The following is a 20,659-nucleotide window of genomic DNA, read 5'->3' as shown; positions in this document are numbered from 1 at the left end:
AGGCGGTCAAACGTCGGTTTGGCCGTAAAAGTTGCTTAGCAGTGCATAGTTTCGTGGCGGCGTTGCGCTTCGCTAGCTTGCCACGTAAATTTCTGCTTCTAACCGCTTGCCGAACCGAGTCTTTTGCCGGACGGCAGGCTCCCAGGTTGAGGCCACAGGTTCCGCCGCTGACTGCATGAACGATCGCGTGTCCAACAGCTCTGCCATGACGGAGTCCTCCGCCGTCGAGATCGAGATCGCGACCCGCAGGCTCATGGCGGCGCTCGACGCGCTTGAGAGCGCGGTCGAGCGGCGGCGCGATGCCGATCGCGACGAGAACGAGCTTGCGGCGCGAATCCAGGCGCTCGGCGCCGACCGCTCGCGGCTTGCCGACGAGCTCGACGGCGCGCTGGTGAAGGCGCGCAAGCTCGAGCGCACCAATCGCGAGATCTCCGACCGGCTGGATTCCGCAATCGTCACGATACGCTCGGTGCTCGATACCGGAGAGGATGGATGAGCCACATCAACGTCACCATCAATGGCCGGCAATACCGCATGGCCTGCGAGGAGGGGCAGGAGGTGCGGCTGCTCAAGCTCGCCGAAAGCCTGGAAACACGGATTCAGTCGTTGCGCGGAAAATTCGGCGAGATCGGCGATGCGCGCCTGACCGTGATGGCGGCGCTGACCGTCTGTGACGAGCTGGTCGACGCCGGCAACCGCGTCCGCACCATGGAGCAGGAATTGACCGAGCTGCGGGATTTCCGCAATGCCGCCGTCGAGCGCGCCCGGTTGACCCAGACCGCAGTGGTGAATGCGCTTAACGCGGCCGCCGAACGCATCGAGAAGTCGACCCAGGTCCTGAACCGGACGGTGGGGAATGGGATTGCGATCGGGTAGCGACTGCTGCCATGCGGGCGGTGCGCTCCCTCCCTCGCTTGCGGGAGAGGGAGTCCACCGGTGAAGCTGGCGAGCAACTGGCCACCACTCACCGGGCTGGCGATTCGTCAGTATCGTTGTTACATTGCGTGAGCGAGGCTGCGACGCGCGTCCGGAGCCATATATCCCCGGGGCCTTATCGATCCTTTAGGGAACTGTCCCTGGCCGGGCCCGTGGGCCCGGACATATGGTGCCCACCTACTTTCGTAGGGAACTCCGGGATCGAGCGCTTCAACGGCGTTTGCGGCTTCGCACTTTTGTTTGCTGGCAATGCGTACTTGTCGAATAGCCGTCCACGACGAACCGGCAGTGTCATGCCCCGCCTAGTGCGCAATTGCGCACGGGAGCGGGGCATCCAGTACGCCGCGGCGTCGATGTTCGATCACTGGCGTCTCTGGAATACTGGATCACCCGCTTTCGCGGGGGATGACGGCGGAGCAAGGCTCGGCCTTCGGAGCAAACGCAGATGACCAACACCAAATCCGAACTCCGCGCCAAAGCCCTGGCGGCGCGCGACGCGCTCGGCGAGAAGAAGCGCACCGCCGCCGCCGCAAAGCTCGCCAAGCGCGGGCTGCCGTTCGATCTCCTGCCTGGCAGCATCGTCTCCGGCTATTCGCCGATCCGCAGCGAGATCGATCCGATGCCGCTGATGAGGAAGCTCGCCGAGGAGGGCGCGAAGCTGGCGCTGCCTTGCGTCACCGCGCGCGGCCAGTCGCTGGTGTTCCGCATCTTCCATCCGAACGACCGCCTGATGCTCGGCCCGCTCGGCATTCCCGAGCCGTCGCCGGCCGCGGCCGAGATCATCCCCGACATCATGCTGACGCCGCTCGCCGCGTTCGACCGCCTCGGCCATCGCATCGGCTATGGTGCGGGGCATTACGATTTCACCTTCGCTCACTTACGCAAGACCAAGAATATCGTCGGCATCGGGCTTGCTTTTGCAGCGCAGGAGATCAAGGCGGTTCCGGCACTATCCCACGACGTCGCGCTGGATTATGTGCTAACGGAATCCGACGTGTTTGATTTCCGGAGTTCTGAAGTTGCGCATTCTGTTCGTGGGTGATGTCGTCGGCCGGAGCGGCCGCAACGCCATCGCCGAATACCTGCCCGGCATGGTCAAGGACTGGTCGCTCGATTTCGTCGTCGTCAACGGCGAGAATTCCGCCGGCGGCTTCGGCATCACGGAAGCGATCTACCAGGAATTTCTCGATGCCGGCGCCGATGCGGTGACGCTCGGCAACCACTCCTGGGACCAGCGCGAAGCCTTGGTGTTCATCGAGCGTGCCGAGCGCCTGGTGCGTCCGGCCAACTATCCGCGCGGCACGCCCGGCCGCGGCGCCGCCTTGGTCGAGACCAAGAACGGCAAGCATGCGCTCGTCGTCAATGCTTTGGGCCGCGTCTTCATGACCCCGTTCGACGATCCCTTCGCAGCCCTGGAGCGTGAGTTAGGGGCCTGTCCGCTCGGCGTTGCCGCCGATGCCATCGTCGTCGACTTCCATTGCGAGGCCAGCAGCGAGAAGCAGGGCATCGGCTTCTTCTGCGACGGCCGCGCCAGCCTCGTGGTCGGCACGCATACCCATGTGCCGACCGCCGATCACCAGATCCTGTCAGGCGGCACCGCCTACATGACCGACGCGGGCATGACCGGCGATTACGACTCCATCATCGGCATGCAGAAGGAAGAGCCGCTGCGCCGGTTCACGTCGGGGATTCCGTCGGGCCGGTTCGAGCCCGCGGCGGGGGCTGCGACGCTCAGCGGCGTCGCGGTGGAGACCGATGATGCAACGGGGCTCGCGCTGCGGGTCGCGCCAGTGCGTGTCGGCGGCAGGCTGGAGCCGACGACGCCGAAGTTCTGGTTGAGCTGAATTTTCGTGCGGCGTTGACGGTGCACCCTCGCCCCTTGTGGGAGAGGGTGGCTCGCCGCGCAGCGGCGAGACGGGTGAGGGGTTCTCTCCGCACGCCAGTCTCTTACGTTTGAATCTGCGGAGACAACCCCTCATCCGGCGCTTCGCGCCACCTTCTCCCACAAGGGGGAGAAGGGACAGTGGTGTTCGCGGCGATACCTACTCCGCCGTCTGCTCCCGCAACCCCGCCACATCCTTCGCCGTCAGCTTCGAGCCCTTGGTCCCGAACCGCGCCGTCACGTAATTCGCCACCGCCGCGATCTCGTCATCGGTGTACGCATTGCCAAACGCCGGCATCGACAGCGCGCCATCAGGCGTATGCCGCTTGGTGCCGGAGATCACGATCTGCGCGACGTTGGTGGCGGCGGGATCGTTGACGGCCCAGGTGCCGGTGAGTGTTGCCATTGGCGACACCGGGCTTTCGCCGCTCCAGCCGTGGCAACTGGCGCAGGCGCTGGCGAACACTTTCTTGCCGCGCGCGTCCGCCGTGACGCCGTCCTTGTGCGAGACGGGCGCGACCGGCGCCGTGGTCGCCGGCAGGTCTGGCGAAGGCACCGGCGGCACGCTGCGCAGATAAGCAACGATGCTGCTGATGTCTTCGGGGGCGAACTGGCTGAAGCTGTGGTCGACGGCTTCACCCATCGGGCCCGAGGCCGAGCCGTGGCCCGGTGCATGGCCGAGCGACAGATACGAGACGAGGTCCGCATCGCTCCAATTGCCGAGGCCGGTCGCCTTGTCGGAGGAGATGTTGAAGGCACGCCAGCCGGCGGTCAGAGCGCCTGCGAATTTCTTGCGGTTGTCGAGCGCGAAGCCGAGATTGCGCGGCGTGTGGCACTCGCCGCAATGCGCCAGCGCTTCCGCCAGATACGCACCGCGATTCCACTCCGGGCTCTTCGACGTGTCAGGCGTAAAGCGCGTGTCCGGATTGAACACGGCTGACCAAAAAATCATCGCCCAGCGCTGGTTGAACGGGAATGACAGCGTGTTGTCGGGCGCTTTCGCACGCACCGCCGGCAGGCTGAACAGATAGGCCTTCACCGCCAGCACGTCCTCGTCGGTCATGAAGGTGTAGGACGTATACGGCATCGCCGGATAGAGCCGGGCGCCGTCACGGCGCTTGCCGTGCTGGACCGCGCCCAGAAAATCCTGGTCGCTGTAATTGCCGATGCCGGTGTCCTTGTCCGGCGTGATGTTGGTGGAATAGAGCGTGCCGAACGGCAGCTTGAAGGCGAGCCCGCCGGAATAGTCCTTCTCGCCGGGCTTGGTGTGGCAGACCATGCAGTCGGCCGCCTTCGCCAGATATTCGCCGCGCTCGACCAGGCTGGCTTTCTCCAGCTTGGCCGGCACGCCGGTCGGTTTGCCGGCGCGGTAATCCGCCAGCACCACTTTGGTGCCACCGGCAAAATCGAGCGGGCCGGGCCCGCGGATGATCCAGACGCCGAGGCCTGCTGCGACGACGCCGATGACAACGACGCTTGTGAGGATACGCATCTTGCCGCTCATGCCTTTTTCCCCGCAGCCAGCAGTTTCCGGTCGATCGGCAGGCGCCGCAGCGCCACGCCGGTTGCCGCGTAAATCGCATTGCGCAACGCCGGCGGTCCGGCCGTGGTGCCGGTCTCGCCGATGCCGCCGGGGGCCTCGCCGCTCTTGACGAGGTGAACCTCGATCTTCGGCGTCTGGTTGATCCGCAACATCCGGTAGTCGTTGAAGTTGGATTGCTGGACGCGCCCCTTCTCGATGGTGATCTCGCCGTAGAGCGCGGCGGTCAGGCCGAAGATCAGCCCGCCCTCGACCTGGGCCACGATCGTGTCAGGATTGACGGCGATGCCGGTATCCACCACCGAGGTCGCACGGCGCAGATTGATCTCGCCTTGCTCGTCGACCTCAGCCTCCACGACGGTTGCAATGAAGCTCCCGAACGACGGCTGCAGGCACACGCCGCGCCCGACGCGCGCCGGCAATTGTTGACCCCAATTGGCTTTCTCTGCCGCAAGATTGAGGACCGACAGGAAGCGCGGCTGATTGGCCAGCATGCCCCGGCGAAACGCGACCGGGTCCATGCCCGCCTTGCGCGCCAGTTCGTCGATGAAGCATTCGACCGCAAACACATTGTTGTTGGGGCCGACCCCGCGCCAGAACCCGGTCGGTATCCCCGGCGGTTCGGCCCTGACATATTCGACGTGAACATTCGGGATCTCGTAGGGCACGTCGGTGGCGCTGTCGATCGCGTCGATGTCGATGCCCTTCTGGAACGCCGGCGGCAGCCAGCGCGCGATGATCGCTGCACCCGCGATCTTGTATTTCCAGCTGGCGATCTTGCCGCCCGACAAAGTCGCTGCGATCGTGTCGCGATAGACGGGGCGATAGACGTCGTGCTGAATGTCTTCCTCGCGGGTCCACACCACCTTGACCGGCCCGTCGACCTGCTTGGCGATGCGAACCGCCGCGACCACCATGTCCGGCTCGAGCTTGCGGCCGAAGCCGCCGCCCAGCAGGTGCTGGTTGACGGTGACCTTCTCGACCGGCAGCCCGGCGGCCTTGGCCGCCTCCGACTGCACGCGCGCCATGATCTGCGTGCCGGTCCAGATCTCGCAGGAATCCGGCTTGCAGTGCACCGTGGCGTTCAATGGCTCCATCGTTGCGTGGGCGAGGAACGGCAGCTCGAACGAAGCTTCGAATTTTTCGCCTGTTGCGAGGCCCTTGGCGATGTCGCCGGTGGATCTGGCGACCACGCCGTCCTTGGCGCTGGCGGCGCGTAGATCGTCCCAGATCGCTTTCGAATCGATCTTTGCGTTCGGTCCCTCGTCCCACGCGATATTGAGCGCATCCAGGCCTTTCTTCGCGGCCCACATGTGGTCGCCGACGACGGCGACGAGATCGTCGAGCACGACGATCTGCCGCACGCCCGGAATTGTCTTCGCGGCGCGGTCATCGACCTTGCCGACCTTGCCGCCGAACACCGGGCACTGCGCCAGCGTCGCGAACTTCATGCCCGGCACGATGGCGTCGATGCCGTAGACCGCCTTGCCGTTGACCTTGTCAGGGGTGTCGAGCCGCTTGAACGGCTGGCCGATATAGACGAAATCCTTGGGGTCCTTGAGCGGGACGTCCTTCGGCGGCGTCTGGCTGCTTGCGGCTGCCGCAAGCGCGCCATAGGCCAGCGTCCGGCCGCTCGCCTTGTGGGTCACCGCACCCTTCGAGGTCGTGCAGCTGGCGGGCTCGACGCCCCATTGCGCGGCTGCGGCCTGCACCAGCATGGCACGCGCGCTGGCACCGGCGTCGCGCAGCGGTTTCCAGAACGCCCGCACCGACGTGGAGCCTCCGGTCGCCTGAATGATGAAAATGGGATTGCCGTAGAGCTTCTCGTTGGCCGGAGCGTGCAGCAGTTGGACTTTCGACCAATCCGCGTCGAGCTCTTCCGCCAGGATCATCGAGACCGCGGTATAGATTCCCTGTCCCATCTCGACCTGCGGCATCACCAGCGTGGTCAGACCTTCAGGATCGATGCGGATGAAGGCATTCGGCGCGAACTTGCCGTCGGTTTTGTCCTCCGGCTGCACCGGCTCGTTGGGGGCGGCGCGCAGCGGTAGATGGAAGGCAAGCAGGAAGCCGGTGGCGAGGCCGCCGGTCAGAAGCGTGCGGCGGGAAACGTTGTTGTGTGCATTCATGGCGGACCTCAGGACTGACGGCCGTTGGCGGCGTGCTTGATGGCCTCGCGGATGCGGACATAGGTGCCGCAGCGGCAGATGTTGCCGGCCATCGCGGCGTCGATGTCGGAATCGTCGGGGTTGGGCGTTGCCGCCAGAAGTGCTGCGGCCGCCATGATCTGGCCGGACTGGCAGTAGCCGCACTGGATCACTTCGGCCTCCAGCCAGGCCTTCTGCACCTTCGCGCCCGCAGGCGTGCTGCCGACATGCTCGATGGTGGTGATGGCGCGGTTGGCGACGGAGCTCACCGGCAGCACGCAGGAGCGCACCGCCTTGCCGTCGACATGCACCGTGCAGGCGCCGCATTGCGCGATGCCGCAGCCGAACTTCGTGCCGGTCATCCCGAGAATGTCGCGCAGCACCCACAGCAGCGGCATGTCCGGCGGCGCGTCGAACGATTTGGTTTCGCCGTTGATGGTGAGTGTTGTTGCCATATGCATCCCCTTGCTCGACGATCGCTTGCGGCGATCAGGTCGACGAATTCGCGCGACCATAATCATAACGACGCGAAACCATGAAGCGCCGAAATTTCTCGCAATGCATATTTGCGCAGGTGAGGCGTCAGGCCATGACGTTCACGAATTTGTGCGGCGATCGCTGCAACGGTTTTGAGCTAATTGATATGATCAGCGTCATGTTTTGACGTGTTTTCGACGCGTGCATCATCAATCGCCGCGGATGATCGTGCGAACGCGTAAAATCATGCGATGACGAAAGTCGTGCGATTGGGAAATTTCTGCGGGGAGCACGCCGACAATTGTTGTGCCCTCTCCCCTTGTGGGAGAGGGCGGCGACGCCAGTAGACGCAGACTCGCTCGGGTGAGGGGTCTGTCTCCACGTATGATCCTCTCTCATTCCGAAGCAGCTTTGTCCGCCGATAGAGACCCCTCATCCGGCGCCATAGCCGAAGCTTCGCTTCGGCGTTCTTAAGAACGGCGGCCGAAGGCCGCCTATGCCACCTTCTCCCACAAGGGGAGAAGGGAAGAGGAGGGAGTGCATTTTCGGCAGACGCCTTGTGTCAGGTGACCGCGCCCCGCGCCGCGACCGGCCAAAGCGCCTCCACGCGGGCGTCCGGTTTATTGAAGCCGCGCACGCCGACATACCAGTCGTAGAGATTGACGGTCGGGTCGCAATGACCCGGGATGAGCATCACCCTGTCGCCAATCGCCAGCCGTGACGACGCGCTGTCGAAGCCGAGCAGGCCGTGCTCGTCGGAGGGCCGATGATAGCGCAGGTCGGGCCGGCCCAGCACAAGGGGAAATCCGCTGTCGTTCGACAGGGCCTTGTGGCCGGCATCGATGACCGCGCGTTCGCCGGAGCCGGTGCTCATCACGGTCGCGATCACGAACAGCGCATGCTCGAACAAATTGGCATTGCGCGCCCCGTCGGTGACGTTTTTGGCGTAGTCGGCGTCCATGAAAATATAGGAGCCGGCCTGCAATTCGTTCCAGATGCCGCTCGCGCCTTCGAGTTCGAACGTCCCGGTTCCCGCGCCTCCAATCGTCCGGCATTGAAAGCCTGCTTCCTTGAGGACGCGAAGTGTCTCCATGGTCGCGTTCGCGGCGCTGGCGATGGCAGCGCGCCGCTCCTCCGGCGTGCGCAGGTGTTGGGCGGAGCCGTGGTAGGCCTGCAAGCCGCCGAACGACAGGAAGCGTGACCCCGCCACCTGCCGCGCCAGGCCGGCTGCGGCTGGCCCCGGCTTGACGCCGCAGCGACCGGCGCCGACGTCGACCTCGACCAGGACTTCGATCTGCGCGCCGGCCCGTTCCGCGGCGCGTGCCAGTTGCTCAAGCGCGATCGAATCGTCGACGCAAACGCTGATGCGCGCGTGGCGCGCAAGGGACGCGAGCCGTTCCAGCTTCCGCAGACCCACGACCTCATTGCTGACGAGGACGTCACGCACCCCGCCCGCCACCAGGATCTCGGCCTCGGCAACCTTCTGGCAACACATGCCAACCGCGCCGCGCGCGATCTGCTTGGCCGCGATGATCGGCGACTTATGGGTCTTCGCATGCGGACGCAACCGAACGCCGAGCTTGCCGACCGCTGCCGCCATCGTGTCGAGATTGCGCTCGAAGGCATCGAGGTCGATGATCAGCGCCGGTGTATCGATCTCGGAAAGCGGCGCGCCGATTTGGGTGGGTGGAAGGGACATCGAAAACCAACTGATTGTGTTCGGGCTCGCGCCCCGAACGTGCGGCGGCCTTTCTATGGCAACAACGGCCGCCACACCAGTGCCGGCGGCAGCCCTTCCCCGCAAGTGCGATTTCGGAATATTAGTATTCTACCCCTGTTTTGCCCGACGGGTCAAGGGTTCGTCAGGCGCTTGCGTGCGATGAGGCATAAGCCGTTGATTCCGCACGCCCCGGCTACTGTGCATGGGGTTGTTTTCGAAATTTTGATGTGAGGGCTGCCGGGAGCGCCGTCAGCTCTGCCGGAATCCCATCCGGAAGGCGCCCCAGTGCTTGCCGCGGACCATGACCGGCGAGGACAGGTCCTTCATCAGCACGAACTGTCCGCCGCCCATGTCGCGGCGGTAGGTCTGGAGCAGGAACGGCTTGGTGCTGCCTGCGACCTTCTTCACCGTGCGATCGGTGAAGAGGCGGCGGTTGCGGCAATTGGCGTTGTTCCAGACCGGGTCCTTGCCCTGCGGCAGGCGGTAGTTCGGATTGTGGGTCGGCAGATAGCCGCTCCTGGCCCAGGCGACGCAGTAGACGATGCGCGGATCCGATTTCTGGAGCGGGTCCTGGATCGCGGGCAGCACGCGGTCGGTGAAGTCGACGTAGTTGGTGAGGTACTGCTTTGGATCGGTGCCGGGAATTTCGCGATAGGTCTCGTCCATGAGCTGGTCGAGCGTCATCTCGCCGCGATCGATGGCCGCCTCGAACTCGGCCGAGATCCGCTTGGCGGTGTCGACCACGATTCGGATCAGCGGCGTGTCCGACGTCTCCACGCCGCTGTCGGCGATCAGTGCGATCAGGCCTTCGGAGGTGTCGAGCAGCTTCGTCACCCGCTGATCGGCGCTCTTGAGATCGCGCGAGGAGAGGTCGACGCCCTTGGCGAGCTCGCTGAGCTCGCTGATGACGGTGTCGCAATGGCCGAGATTGGAGGTCGCGGCGCGCGTGACGCTGTCGATCTCCGCCTCCACCGAGGCAAAGCCCTGCTGGACGCGCGAGATGATGCCGGAGATCGCTTGCGCGCCTTCGCCGGCGGTCTTGGCACGCTGCGAGGCGTCGCTGCTCTCGCCGATCAGGCCTTCGATCTGGCCGTCGAGATCGCGCACGGTGTCGGAGATCTGATGCGTGGCCTGGCGGGTTGCTTCCGCGAGGTTCTTGACCTCGCTGGCCACCACCGCGAAGCCGCGGCCTGCGTTGCCGGCGCGTGCGGCTTCGATGGTTGCGTTCAGGGCGAGCAGATTGGTCTGTTTCGCGATCGCCTCGATCGAGCCGGACACCTTTGCCACCTGCGCCAGCGCCGAGCCGACGGCGGAGAGGCGCGCCTCGATCCGCTCCACGGCCGCGACAAGCTCGGAGATGTGGCTGACCGCGGCATCGACCGCGCCGCGTGACTGCGCGATCTCGCCGACCGCGGCGGACGTGGTCGTCTGCACCGCCTGCGAGGCGTTGGCGATGTCGTGGTTGGCCGAGACCATCGTCTCGGCCGTCTTCTGGAGGTGATGGAACCGTTCCGACTGGTTGGCGACGCGGCTTGCGACTTCCTGGACGTTACCGGCAATGTCGGCGAGCTCCACGCCAAGACCGCCGATGCGGTCGGCGAGCTGGTCGATCAGCCGCTCGGCCAGCGTCCGGTTCGATCCGGTATCCAGGACTGCAAGTTGTGCGAGGGACATGTACGGGTTTTCTCCAGTCAGAGCCGTCGATCGGCTCTCCGCGGCATTCCCAGTCCAATTTCGACCTTAGAGGATGATTCGCGCCGGGCGTCTTGCCTGAGCGTGCACTAGAGCTTGTACGCGGTGCGGAATCCGCCCCAGTGCCGGCCCTGCACGCGGATCGGGACGTCGATCTCGCGCATCATCACGGTATTCCCGTTGCCCATGTCGCGCGCATAGCTCTGAACCAGGTACGAGCGCAGGTTGCGTGCGGCAGCCAGCCCCGCCGGATCGTTGAAGATGCGCCGGTTGCGGCTGTTGGCGGTATTCCAGGCGACGTCGCCCGGCCGCTGCGCATGCGAATAGATCTTGTTGTGCACCGGCAAAAAGCCGTTGCGGTCGACCATGGCGCAGAACGCCATGCGCGATTCCCTGGCGAGAAAGGCTTCCTGGAACGGCGGCAGCGCGCGGTCGGCCCAGTCGAGATATCTGGTGCGGTACTGCTGCGGGTTGGTGCCGGCGATCTCCGCATAATCAGTGTCGAAGAGGTCGTCGATCTTGATCTCGCCGCGCGCGACCGCCTGTTCGAAGATCGCGGTCAGCGCGCTGCCCGCTTCCATGGCGCGGGTGACGAACTCGGTATTCTCCTCGTGGATCGACCACAGCCTGTCCTCGATCTTCTCGCGGAGCTCGGCATTGGGACTGGCGAATTGCGCGCGGGCGCCGGCCTTGGACTGCTCGACAACGCGCAGGCGGCAGGCGCCGACCTGTTCGAGCGTGCCTTCGATCATCGCTTGTGGTGCAAGCCGGCCTGCGTCCGCGCCGCCGATCAGCACGCCGTCCATCGCGATCTCGTAGACCGGCATCACGCCGCGCGCGGTCTCGAATTTGAGATGGCAGGGCAGCCGCTCGGTCTTGCGGCGGTCGTCGTGCTCGCTCTGCTTGAGGAGCACGGCGCAGCGCGACTTCAGCTTCCGGGCGAAGGTGGTGACGGCCTTGCCGGCGCTGGCGACGTTGTCGCCATGGGTCTCGGCCGCCTTGGTCGCGGCATCGATCTCGGCGGCGCTCTCGCCGACCGAGATGATGAAGTCCGAGGCGCTGGCCGCGTTGCCGGAGATTTCGCTGGTGGTGGCGTTCTGCTCGGCGACCGCGCCGTTGACGGTCTCGAATACCGGGCGGATCGCCTCGATCGCCTGCGAGATGCGGTGCACGGCATCGGCGGAGCCGGCGGCATCGCGCTGCAGCGCGTCGATCTTCCTGGTGATCTCTTCGGTGGCGCCCTGGGTCTGCACCGCGAGGGCCTTGACCTCGGTGGCGACCACCGCGAAGCCCTTGCCCGCGGCGCCCGCACGCGCGGCCTCGATGGTCGAGTTGAGCGCGAGCAGCGTCGTCTGCCGCGCGATCTGCGCGATCAGGTTGACGACGTTGCCGATGGCGGCGGAGGATTCGCGCAGGCGGTCGACATTGGCGCGGGCTTCCTGCGCCGCGGCGCTGGCCTCGTCGGCGAGCTTGCCGGCGGCGCGGACCTGCGCCCCGATGCCCAGCGCGGATTGGGTGAACTTGTCGGCGGCATGGGCGAAGGTGGACGCGGTCGACTGTGCGGCGTTGGTGCGGCCGGTGAGGGCGTCGGTGCGGTCGCGAATGGCGGCAAGCGTGGTGGCGGTCGCCTCGGCGCCGCCGGCCACCGAATTGGCGGCACGCTCGAGCTGGCGAATCATCGCGCCGAGCTCGAGTTCCAGCAGCTCCAGGATTTCCCTGGCGGAATCGCTCTCCGCGGCCGGGGCAGGCGCGGAATCGGCCGGCGACTGCGCAGGCTGCGGCGCTGCGGCGGGCGCAGGCACGTCCGGCAGACGCTTCCGAAATAGTCCGAACGCCATCAGGTCTCTCTTGTGGGGGAACCGTCGGGCGTTATTTTCGCAGGCTGGAATGAAATCAGGGTTAACGGTGCCTGACATCTAGGCACGGGCCGTTACGGTGGCTACCTTTACAGTGCTACCTTAACGCGGCATGGCCCTTTGATTCCGGTGGGTTGGCAGCCTATAAGGCCGCGCTTCCCACGCTCACCTCATGGCAGACGATTCCCTAGAGAAGACCACGCATGGCCGGACATTCCCAATTCAAGAACATCATGCACCGCAAGGGGCGGCAGGATGCCCAGAAGTCGAAATTGTTCGGCAAGCTGGCGCGGGAAATCACCGTCGCCGCCAAGCTGGGGGCGCCCGACCCCAACATGAACCCGCGCCTGCGCGCGGCGATCATCGCGGCGCGCCAGGAGAACATGCCGAAGGACAATATCGAGCGCGCCGTCAAGAAAGCGCTCGGCAATGAGGGCGAGAACTATGACGAGATCCGCTACGAGGGCTACGGCCCCGGCGGCGTCGCCGTCATCGTCGAGGCACTGACCGACAACCGCAATCGCGCCGCCTCCGACATCCGCTCCTTCTTCACCAAGTCCGGCGGCAATCTCGGCGAAACCGGCTCGGTCTCCTTCATGTTCGACCGCACCGGCATCATCGAATATGACCGCAGCGTCGCCGATGACGACGCGGTGCTCGATGCCGCGATCGAGGCCGGTGCCGACGACGTGATCTCCAGCGAAGGCGGCCACGAGATCTACGCCTCGACCGAAGGCTATCGCGACGTCGCCAAGGCGCTGGAAGCCAGGTTCGGCGAGCCGCGCAAGGCCGCGCTGATCTGGAAGCCGCAGAACACGGTCGCCGTCGACGACGAGACCGGCGAGAAGCTGCTCAAGCTGATGGACCTGCTCAACGAGCATGACGACGTCCAGCAGGTCTACGCCAATTTCGAGGTGTCGGACGCGCTGATGGCGAAGATGGGCGGCTGAGGCCGCCCTCGTGTCCCGGACGCGCTGCAGCGTGAAACGCTGCTGCGCAGAGCCGGGACCCATGGCGCCTCAAGTGCCGGCGGCGACATGGGCCCCGGTTCTGCAACGCATCACTTCGTGCTGCGCCGCGCCCGGGGCACGAGACCGCCTTTCTTCGGGGACTTCCGTTCTGTTTCTGTTTCCCCCACGGCGGCCAGCCGCTATCACTGGCCCATGACCGTGCTCCCGATTCGTGGCCCCGTTCGCATCATCGGCATCGACCCCGGCCTGCGCCGCACCGGCTGGGGCGTGATCGAGGCCGACGGCAATCGCCTGATCTATGTCGCCTGCGGCTCGGTGGAACCGCCGGACGATCTGCCGCTGGCGAGCCGGCTGCTCGCGATCCATGAGGGGCTCGCGGCCGTTCTGTCCGATCACAAGCCAATGGAAGCCGCGGTCGAGCAGACCTTTGTTAACAAGGACGGCGTTGCGACGCTGAAGCTCGGCCAGGCCCGCGGCGTCGCCATGCTGGCGCCCGCAATGTTCGGCATCAGTGTCGCCGAGTATGCGCCGAACCAGGTCAAGAAGACCGTGGTCGGCGCGGGTCACGCCGACAAGCACCAGATCGCGATGATGCTGAAGATCTTGCTGCCGAAAGCCGAGCCGCCGTCCGCGGACGCTGCCGACGCGCTCGCCATCGCCATCACCCACGCCCATCACCGCCAGAGCACGGCACTGCGGCTGAAGGTGGTCGGAATATGATCGGCAAGCTCAAGGGCCTGATCGATTCCTACGGCGAGGATTATGTCCTCCTCGACGTTGGCGGCGTCGGCTACCAGGTGCATTGCTCGGCCCGCACGCTGCAGCATCTGCCCTCGCCCGGCGAAGCTGCCGTACTGTCGATCGAGACTTACGTCCGCGAGGACCAGATCAAACTGTTCGGCTTCCGCACCGACCAGGAGCGTGAATGGTTTCGCCTGCTCCAGACCGTGCAGGGCGTCGGCGCCAAGGTCGCGCTCGCGGTGCTCGGCACGCTGGCGCCCTCCGATCTCGCCAATGCCATCGCGCTGCGCGACAAGGCCGCGGTGGCGCGCACGCCCGGTGTCGGTCCCAAGGTCGCCGAACGCATCGTCACCGAATTGAAGGACAAGGCGCCGGCCTTCGCCAATGTCGATCCTGCGGTGGTGCATCTCGCCGGCGCCATCGACGACCAGCGCGCGCCGCGCCCGGTCGCGGATGCGATCTCCGCGCTGGTCAATCTCGGTTACGGCCAGCCGCAGGCCGCTGCGGCCATCGCATCGGCCTCGCGCAGTGCGGGTGAGAATGCCGAGACGGCGCAGCTGATCCGGCTCGGGCTGAAGGAGCTCGCGAAGTGAGCGATCCCAAGGCCAATCGCATGGTGTCGCCCGAGCGCCGCAGCGACGATGTCGGCGATACTGCGCTACGCCCGCAATCGCTGTCCGACTTCGTCGGCCAGCAGCAGGCGCGCAAGAACCTGTCGATCTTCATCGAGGCGGCGCGCAAGCGCGGCGAGGCGCTGGATCACGTGCTGTTCGTCGGGCCCCCCGGCCTGGGCAAGACCACGCTGGCGCAAATCGTGGCCAAAGAGCTCGGCGTCGGCTTTCGCGCCACCTCAGGTCCCGTGATCGCCAAGGCCGGCGACCTCGCCGCCCTTCTCACCAATCTCGAAGAGCGCGACGTGCTCTTTATCGACGAGATCCACCGCCTGAGCCCCGCGGTGGAAGAAGTGCTCTATCCCGCGATGGAGGATTTTCAGCTCGACCTCATCATCGGCGAGGGCCCGGCGGCGCGGTCGGTGAAGATCGAGTTGTCGAAATTCACCCTGGTCGGCGCCACCACCCGCGCCGGCCTGCTCACCAATCCCCTGCGCGACCGCTTCGGCATTCCGGTGCGGCTGAATTTCTACACCATCGAAGAGCTGGAAAGCATCGTCAGCCGCGGCGCGCGCGTGCTCAATGTCGGCATGAGCGCGGACGGCGCCAACGAGATCGCGCGCCGCGCCCGCGGCACGCCGCGCATCGCCGGCCGCCTGCTGCGGCGTGTACGCGATTTCGCCTCGGCGGCGGATGCCGACACGATCGATCGCAAGATCGCCGATCATGCACTGAGTGCGCTCGAGGTCGACGCCGCGGGCCTCGATGCCATGGATCGCCGCTATCTCTCGACCATCGCGCTCAACTATGGCGGCGGACCCGTCGGTGTCGAGACCATGGCCGCCGCGCTCTCCGAGCCGCGCGATGCGATCGAGGACATCATCGAGCCCTATCTGATCCAGTGCGGTTATCTCCAGCGCACCCCGCGCGGCCGTCTGCTCACCTCGCACGCCTTCCGCCATCTCGGCCTCGCCGAGCCCTCGCGCGATGCGGCGACACAGTTCGGCCTGTTCGGCACCGACGAGAGCGACGACTGAGCTGCGCGACTGCAAAGCGCTCCGGCCGTCATGAACTTCCGGTAATCTCCGTGCTAACCATCTGCACGGAGATGCAGACGGTCTGCACGAGCGCACCCCAATTCCGCTCCAATCGGGCCGCATCAAGAAAGCACATCACCATCGGACTTCCATGATCACGCGCCGTCATCTCATCCGTTCCATCAGCGGCCTGTCCGTCCTGGGCGTCTCGACCGCTGCCTACGGAGTCGGCATCGAGCCGCAGCGGCTACGCGTCACCCGCTATCATCCGACCCCGCGGCAATGGCCGGCGGATTTTTCGCTCAAGATCGCCGTCGTCGCCGACATTCACGCCTGCGATCCCTGGATGTCGCTGGAGCGGATCGAGGGCATCGTCGACCGCACCAATGCGCTCAAGCCTGATATCATCGTGCTGCTCGGCGATTATGTCGCCGGTGTTCACCAGGTCACGCGCATCATTCCGTCGAGCGAATGGGCCAGGGTGCTCGCGGGCCTCAAGGCGCCACTCGGCGTCCATGCCGTCATGGGCAATCACGACTATTGGGTCGACAGGGCCGTGCAGCTGGCCGGGCACGGGCCGACGGTGGCGCATCGCGCGCTGGAGGCGGCCGGTATTCCGGTTTACGAGAACGACGCCGTGCGCCTCACCAAGGACGGACGCTCCTTCTGGCTCGCCGGTCTCGGCGACCAGCTCGCCTTTCTGCCGGCGCGACGCTTCCGGAGCACGGGCCGCTTCGGTGCCGACGATCTCACTGCGACGCTCGCCAAGGTGACCGACGATGCGCCTGTGATCCTGCTCGCACACGAGCCCAACATCGCGCCGCTCGTACCCGCGCGGGTCGCGCTGCAACTGTCCGGCCACACCCATGGCGGCCAGGTTCGCCTGCTCGGCTGGTCGCCGGCCGTCTCGGCCAAGCACGGGCTGCGCCTCGCCTACGGTCATTTCCGGCTGAAATGCGACCTCATCGTTTCCGGCGGCCTCGGTTGCAGCCTCATGCCGATCCGCGTCGGCGTACCGCCGGAGATCGTCGAGGTGACGCTGGGAAGGACGCCAGCCGTTGCATAACCCGCGCTTGCGCGGCTGGCCGTTTTTGCGCAAAACGGGCCGGTTGCAAAAAGCGAAGAGGCTCGCGACGTGACTGCCCATCTCGACGGCGAGATCCGCGACGGCCGCCACCACATGCAGGTCCGCGTCTATTACGAGGACACGGATTTCTCCGGCATCGTCTATCACGCCAACTATCTGCGCTACATGGAGCGCGGGCGCACCAATCATTTGCGGTTGATGGGCGCCGAGCAGCAGGCCCTGTTCGAACAGGTCGAAACGGAGGGCGCGGGCTTTGCTTTCGTCGTGCGCTCGATGCACCTCGACTTCCTGAGACCCGCGCGCATGGATGACGTGCTCGATGTCGTGACCTGGCCGGTCGCGGTGAAGGGCGCCTCGATCATGCTGGCGCAGGAGGTGCGGCGCGGCGAGGATGTGCTGGTGAAAGCCGAAGTGCGCGTCGCCTTCATCAGCGGCGGCCGTGCCCAGCCGATCCCGAAATCGATCCGTACGCTGATGAAGGCCGATCTGATTTCGTGATCGCCCGATAGGGGATCGCCTCTCGACTCCGCGGCATGCAGCGGTAGATTGCGGCCTCAATTAATCGATGAGGCCACCATGTCGCGCCCGCCGCTTCCGCCCTTCACCCGTGAGACCGCTGCGCAGAAAGCGCGCATGGCCGAGGACGCGTGGAATTCACGCGATCCGGTGCGCGTTTCGCTCGCCTATACCGAGGACAGCCGCTGGCGCAATCGCTCGGAAGTGTTCCAGGGCCGCGAGGCCATCGTCGCCTTCCTCACCCGCAAATGGGAGAAGGAGCAGGAGTATCGCCTGATCAAGGATCTCTGGGCCTTCGACGGCAACCACATCGCGGTGCGCTTCCAGTACGAATGGCACGATGCCGGGGGCCAGTGGTATCGCTCCTACGGCAACGAGCAGTGGGAATTTGACGAACACGGCCTGATGAAGCGGCGCGAGGCGTCGATCAACGACATCATGATTGCGGAGAAGGATCGCCGGTTTCACTGGGCAGCGCCCGGGCCGCGGCCGGCGGATGTGCAGGGGCTGGGGACGGATCCGTTCTGAGCCGAGGAAGTGACTCTCCCCCTCATGGTGAGGAGCCGCGAAGCGGCGTCTCGAACCATGCAGGCCCCGCTGCTGCATCCGGGCCTCTATCCTTCGAGACGCGCGCGAGAGCGCGCTCCTCAGGATGAGGGGATGGATTTGCGCGCCAGAAACCGCGTAATCGCCCCACCGAGCTTCGCATTGTCCAGCGGCTGCGCGAGAGAATCCCGCGCCGTCGCGACGACATTCTCCGGCGCCTTGCCGTCGCGCAGCTCGCAGCACACTTGCGCAAACTCCACGTCGAACTCCGGATGCGGCTGCACGGTCAGCGTCGCCCCGTTGGCGTAGAGCAGGCCGGCATGCGGGGTGAATTCGGACGAGAGGATCGTCAGCGCATCACTGGGCGCCTCGATCACCTGGTCCTGATGCGAGCAGGCGATGGCGACCGCTTCACCATCGACGACGCCGTTCTCCGGCAGCACCTGATAGACGTGGCGGCCGATGCCCCAACCCTTCTCAGATTTGCGCACGGTGCCGCCCAATGCCTGCGCGATCAACTGATGGCCGAAGCAGATTCCGACCATGGGCGTCTTGTTCGCATAGGCGGTGCGGACGAAATCTTCCAGCGGTGCAATCCAGTCGAGCCCGTCATAGACACCGGCGGCGGCTCCCGTGATCAGCACGGCTTCGAGCTTGCCCGGATCGGGAAGCGCGTCGCCATTCGGGATGCTGACGACGTCCACCGTGGCCGTCGGGTCCTCGGCGCGAACCATGCGTTCGAACATGTCGGGAAACGAGCCGTGCTGCTCGCGGTATTTTTGCGGGACCTTTCCGGTCTCGATGATGGTGATGCGTGCCATGTGCTCCCCGGTCAAAAGGTTGCGACGCTAGTCGCTTTCTGCCCCATGTTGCTGGTGTGGCGCTGTGCGCTCCAGCAGCGCGCTTTCCTTGCGCACCTCGTTGAGGAAGGCTTTTGCCAGACGCGACAGCGGCTCGGCTTCCGACCATAGCATATAGGCGACAGCGCGAGTCGTTGGCGTGAACGGCCGGACGACGAGGCCGTGGCCGCCATTCTGGCGCGGCGAGAAGGGGTCGACCACCGCGGCGCCGACGCCGGCACTTGCGAGCACGCAGGCCGTGTTGCAGTAGCGCACCTCGACGGTCGGCCGGAACGGCGCGCCCGCGCGGGCAAAGCTGTCGCGTACGGCCTCGCCGAGCCGGGTGCCGCGCTCGAGCCCGATAAAGGGCAGGCCGGAGAGATCGGCGGCCGAGATGACCGGCCGATCTGCGAGCGGGTGCTTCGGCGGCAGCACGCAGACCATCTCGCCGGTATGCACGACTTCATGCGCGATGCCGGGATGATGCGTCAGCCCGAGCGCGAAGCCGAGCTCGGCGACGCGGCTCAGCACGCCCTCGATGATGCCCTCATAGCGCCGCACGTCGAAGAACACGCGCGTCTCCGGGCGGCGGCGCAGGAAGCCTGATAGTGCCGAAGGAATGATGCTGTAAGCGAGCGGTGGTGTCGCCACGAGCGCGAGATGGCCGGAGCGGTTCTCGCGCAGATCGCGGACGCGGTTCTCGAGCTTGGCGTGCAGCGCGAAGATCGCCTCGCTCTCCTTGTAGAGTGCCATCGCCTCCGCGGTCGGAAACAGCCGGTTGTTGACGCGCTCGAACAGCGCAAAGCCCGCCTGCGCCTCCATCGTCTTCAGCGCGTTGCTGACCGCGGGCTGCGACAGCGCCAGCTCGTCGGCCGCCGCCACCGTGGTGCGGTGGCGGATGACGGCGCGCAGGATCTCGAGCTGACGCAGGTTCATATCACTGTCGATTATACTCAGGGCCAAAACATCATAGCAGAACGAATTGATTTTGCAGCCCCGCTTCCGCGTAATGGCAGCGGATTTGCGCGTCGCTTCAAAGGGTTCATTCGCCCATTGAGGCAGCACTGCGCACAGATTGGAGGCAATCTTGGTTCGTGTCCTTCGCGCCGCCGCCGCCCAGATGGGGCCGACGCAAAAAGCCGATACGCGTGAGCATACGCTGGCGCGGATGCTCGACATGCTGGAGGAGGCCGCCGGCCGCGGCGCCAGCCTCGTGGTGTTTCCGGAGCTGGCCTTCACCACCTTCTTCCCGCGCTGGCTGCTCGAAGGCGCCGAACTCGACCATTATTTCGAGCGCGGCATGCCAAACCCGGCGGTGGCAAAACTGTTCGATCGTGCGCGCGCGTTGCGCGTCGGCTTCTATGTCGGCTATGCCGAGCTGACGCCGGACGGCCGCCGATTCAATTGCGCCATCCTGGTCGATCGCGACGGTGAGATTCTCGGCCGCTATCGCAAGGTGCATCTGCCGGGCTCGGTCGAGCCGCGGCCGGGCGCGCGCTACCAGCAGTTGGAGAAGCGCTATTTCGAATATGGCGACCTCGGCTTTCCCGCCTTCCGCGCCGGATCGGCCTGGGCGCACGCCATCATGGGCATGATGATCTGCAACGACCGCCGCTGGCCGGAATCCTGGCGCGTGCTCGGCCTGCAAGGCGTTGAGCTCGTCTGCATCGGCTACAATTCGGCGGCCTATGATCCCAATGGCGGCACGACGGAAGACGGCGCGCTCCGCACCTTCCACTCGACGCTGGTGACGCAGGCCAACGCCTACATGAACGCGACTTGGGCGATCTCGGTGGCGAAGGCGGGCGAGGAGGACGGCTCCGGGCTGATCGGCGGCTCCTGCATCGTCGATCCCAATGGCCGCATCGTCGCGCAAGCGCAGACGCTCGCGGACGAGGTGATCGTCGCGGACATCGATCTCGACCTTTGCCGCCAGGGCAAGGACAAGATGTTCAACTTCGCCGCCCATCGGCGGCCGGAGCAATACAGGGTGATCACCGAGCGCGCCGGCATCATCGAGCCGGCGGTTCTCGACGCCGACTAGCTAAGTGGCACGGCGCT

General features: G+C 65.7%; 20 protein-coding genes and 1 other RNA gene. 13 read left to right on the top strand and 8 right to left on the bottom strand.

What is annotated here, in order from left to right:
* Positions 1-175 precede the first annotated feature (175 nt).
* The 5 genes from AC1RR3_RS03275 (at position 176) to AC1RR3_RS03255 (ending at position 2,780) form a co-directional block, all read left to right on the top strand.
* The gene (locus AC1RR3_RS03275; protein WP_020608063.1) at positions 176-496 is read left to right on the top strand and encodes a DUF4164 domain-containing protein; all 321 of its coding nucleotides are present in this window, start codon (positions 176-178) and stop codon (positions 494-496) included.
* Entirely contained in the window at positions 493-876 is a 384-nt protein-coding gene (locus AC1RR3_RS03270) for a cell division protein ZapA (RefSeq protein ID WP_028138455.1), read from the top strand. The genes AC1RR3_RS03275 and AC1RR3_RS03270 overlap by 4 nt, the downstream gene beginning before the upstream one ends.
* A 132-nt stretch (positions 877-1,008) precedes the next feature.
* Positions 1,009-1,169, top strand: a non-coding RNA gene (ssrS, locus tag AC1RR3_RS03265) — 6S RNA.
* A 212-nt stretch (positions 1,170-1,381) separates the two neighbouring features.
* Entirely contained in the window at positions 1,382-1,978 is a 597-nt protein-coding gene (locus AC1RR3_RS03260; RefSeq protein WP_492819268.1) for a 5-formyltetrahydrofolate cyclo-ligase, read from the top strand.
* Complete coding sequence (locus AC1RR3_RS03255; protein ID WP_492819266.1) at positions 1,956-2,780, top strand: TIGR00282 family metallophosphoesterase; 825 nt, start codon at positions 1,956-1,958, stop codon at positions 2,778-2,780. Before AC1RR3_RS03260 ends, AC1RR3_RS03255 begins: the two co-directional genes overlap by 23 nt.
* 198 nt (positions 2,781-2,978) lie before the next feature.
* Here AC1RR3_RS03255 and AC1RR3_RS03250 read toward each other — a convergent pair whose 3' ends face one another.
* From AC1RR3_RS03250 to AC1RR3_RS03225, 6 genes are all read right to left on the bottom strand, one after another.
* Positions 2,979-4,322: a c-type cytochrome gene (locus AC1RR3_RS03250; protein ID WP_492819264.1), complete on the bottom strand. Its 1,344-nt coding sequence runs from the start codon at positions 4,320-4,322 to the stop codon at positions 2,979-2,981.
* The gene (locus tag AC1RR3_RS03245; RefSeq protein WP_492819262.1) at positions 4,319-6,487 is read right to left on the bottom strand and encodes a xanthine dehydrogenase family protein molybdopterin-binding subunit; all 2,169 of its coding nucleotides are present in this window, start codon (positions 6,485-6,487) and stop codon (positions 4,319-4,321) included. Before AC1RR3_RS03245 ends, AC1RR3_RS03250 begins: the two co-directional genes overlap by 4 nt.
* Before the next feature lie 8 nt (positions 6,488-6,495).
* Positions 6,496-6,960: a (2Fe-2S)-binding protein gene (locus tag AC1RR3_RS03240; RefSeq protein WP_492819260.1), complete on the bottom strand. Its 465-nt coding sequence runs from the start codon at positions 6,958-6,960 to the stop codon at positions 6,496-6,498.
* Between the two features lie 584 nt (positions 6,961-7,544).
* Positions 7,545-8,681 carry a DSD1 family PLP-dependent enzyme gene (locus AC1RR3_RS03235; protein ID WP_492819792.1) on the bottom strand — a complete coding sequence of 379 codons (1,137 nt, stop codon included), beginning with the start codon at positions 8,679-8,681 and terminating at the stop codon, positions 7,545-7,547.
* 270 nt (positions 8,682-8,951) lie between these two features.
* Positions 8,952-10,376 carry a methyl-accepting chemotaxis protein gene (locus AC1RR3_RS03230; protein ID WP_492819258.1) on the bottom strand — a complete coding sequence of 475 codons (1,425 nt, stop codon included), beginning with the start codon at positions 10,374-10,376 and terminating at the stop codon, positions 8,952-8,954.
* A 107-nt stretch (positions 10,377-10,483) separates the two neighbouring features.
* Positions 10,484-12,232, bottom strand: coding sequence for a methyl-accepting chemotaxis protein (locus AC1RR3_RS03225; protein WP_492819256.1), 1,749 nt, complete (start codon positions 12,230-12,232; stop codon positions 10,484-10,486).
* A 221-nt stretch (positions 12,233-12,453) separates the two neighbouring features.
* On the opposite strand from AC1RR3_RS03225, the gene AC1RR3_RS03220 reads away from it, so the two are divergent.
* The 7 genes from AC1RR3_RS03220 (at position 12,454) to AC1RR3_RS03190 (ending at position 17,741) form a co-directional block, all read left to right on the top strand.
* Positions 12,454-13,200, top strand: a complete 747-nt coding sequence (locus tag AC1RR3_RS03220; RefSeq protein ID WP_492819254.1) for a YebC/PmpR family DNA-binding transcriptional regulator — start codon at positions 12,454-12,456, stop codon at positions 13,198-13,200.
* Positions 13,201-13,413: 213 nt separating this feature from the next.
* Entirely contained in the window at positions 13,414-13,941 is a 528-nt protein-coding gene (ruvC, locus tag AC1RR3_RS03215; protein ID WP_492819252.1) for a crossover junction endodeoxyribonuclease RuvC, read from the top strand.
* Complete coding sequence (ruvA, locus tag AC1RR3_RS03210) at positions 13,938-14,555, top strand: Holliday junction branch migration protein RuvA (protein ID WP_492819250.1); 618 nt, start codon at positions 13,938-13,940, stop codon at positions 14,553-14,555. The genes ruvC and ruvA overlap by 4 nt, the downstream gene beginning before the upstream one ends.
* A gap of 20 nt (positions 14,556-14,575) precedes the next feature.
* Positions 14,576-15,610, top strand: a complete 1,035-nt coding sequence (gene ruvB / locus AC1RR3_RS03205; RefSeq protein ID WP_492819790.1) for a Holliday junction branch migration DNA helicase RuvB — start codon at positions 14,576-14,578, stop codon at positions 15,608-15,610.
* A 151-nt stretch (positions 15,611-15,761) separates the two neighbouring features.
* Positions 15,762-16,676 (top strand): metallophosphoesterase, encoded by a 915-nt coding sequence (locus AC1RR3_RS03200; protein WP_492819248.1) that lies wholly within the window; start codon positions 15,762-15,764, stop codon positions 16,674-16,676.
* A gap of 69 nt (positions 16,677-16,745) precedes the next feature.
* Positions 16,746-17,195 carry a tol-pal system-associated acyl-CoA thioesterase gene (ybgC, locus tag AC1RR3_RS03195; RefSeq protein ID WP_492819246.1) on the top strand — a complete coding sequence of 150 codons (450 nt, stop codon included), beginning with the start codon at positions 16,746-16,748 and terminating at the stop codon, positions 17,193-17,195.
* A 78-nt stretch (positions 17,196-17,273) separates the two neighbouring features.
* Positions 17,274-17,741 (top strand): nuclear transport factor 2 family protein, encoded by a 468-nt coding sequence (locus tag AC1RR3_RS03190; RefSeq protein WP_492819244.1) that lies wholly within the window; start codon positions 17,274-17,276, stop codon positions 17,739-17,741.
* A gap of 119 nt (positions 17,742-17,860) precedes the next feature.
* Here AC1RR3_RS03190 and AC1RR3_RS03185 read toward each other — a convergent pair whose 3' ends face one another.
* Together AC1RR3_RS03185 and AC1RR3_RS03180 are read right to left on the bottom strand one after the other, a co-directional pair.
* Positions 17,861-18,580 (bottom strand): type 1 glutamine amidotransferase, encoded by a 720-nt coding sequence (locus AC1RR3_RS03185; protein ID WP_492819242.1) that lies wholly within the window; start codon positions 18,578-18,580, stop codon positions 17,861-17,863.
* A 27-nt stretch (positions 18,581-18,607) separates the two neighbouring features.
* Positions 18,608-19,534 (bottom strand): LysR family transcriptional regulator, encoded by a 927-nt coding sequence (locus AC1RR3_RS03180; RefSeq protein WP_492819239.1) that lies wholly within the window; start codon positions 19,532-19,534, stop codon positions 18,608-18,610.
* 151 nt (positions 19,535-19,685) lie between these two features.
* Between AC1RR3_RS03180 and AC1RR3_RS03175 the strand changes: the two genes are divergently transcribed.
* Positions 19,686-20,642 (top strand): N-carbamoyl-D-amino-acid hydrolase, encoded by a 957-nt coding sequence (locus AC1RR3_RS03175; RefSeq protein ID WP_492819237.1) that lies wholly within the window; start codon positions 19,686-19,688, stop codon positions 20,640-20,642.
* Positions 20,643-20,659: the final 17 nt, after the last annotated feature.

It is taken from the genome of Bradyrhizobium sp. GW821-FHT13H05 (genome assembly GCF_058804065.1).
The sequence above is the reverse complement of the archived record's forward strand: the minus strand, read 5'-3'. Positions and strand labels throughout refer to the sequence as shown.